Here is a 659-nt window from a genome sequence, read left to right on the forward strand (position 1 = left end):
TTAGTCTTACCACTGACTATACCAGTGCTAATATTTGGTACCGGTACGGTACAGGCCAGTATTGACGGTTTACCAGTTGGCGGGCACCTCGCAATTATCGGTATCATGCTGGTGCTAGCGGTTACACTTTCGCCCTTTGCGTCTGCTGCCGCACTACGGATGAGTGTTTCAAACTAATGAAGCTCGAGTATTTTAATCAATCTATGCTAGTTAAGAAGTAACTCCATGAAATGGACATTTTTTCACAAGCTTGGTTCGCCGAAGTGGTTCTATGATATTTCGAAACAGTACTATCCCTGGTTTCTGATTGCAGCACTTGGCTTAATAACAGCAGGGGTTACATGGGGCCTGGCTTTTGCTCCACCTGATTATCAGCAAGGAAACAGCTTCCGAATTATTTACCTGCATGTGCCAAGCGCGATTCTCGCTCAATCTTGCTACATGATGATGGCTTCAGCTGCTCTAGTATCTCTTGTTTGGCGCATGAAAATTGCTGATATATTTATTTCTTCCGCTGCACCAATTGGTGCGGCATTTACCTTTTTAGCTTTATTCACTGGTGCGGTTTGGGGCAAGCCAACCTGGGGTACATGGTGGGTATGGGATGCACGGCTCACCGCCATGCTTATTTTGCTGTTTCTATACTTTGGTGTGATCTC

2 protein-coding genes are annotated in these 659 nt (G+C 45.5%); both read left to right on the top strand.

What is annotated here, in order from left to right; genetic code table 11:
• Positions 1-12: 12 nt before the first annotated feature.
• Positions 13-177, top strand: coding sequence for a heme exporter protein CcmB (locus tag A3729_RS07115; protein WP_082882037.1), 165 nt, complete (start codon positions 13-15; stop codon positions 175-177).
• A 48-nt stretch (positions 178-225) separates the two neighbouring features.
• On the top strand, positions 226-659 hold a 434-nt coding region (ccsA, locus tag A3729_RS07120), incomplete at its 3' end, for a cytochrome c biogenesis protein CcsA (RefSeq protein WP_197475648.1).

It is taken from the genome of Oleiphilus sp. HI0043, from assembly GCF_001634935.1.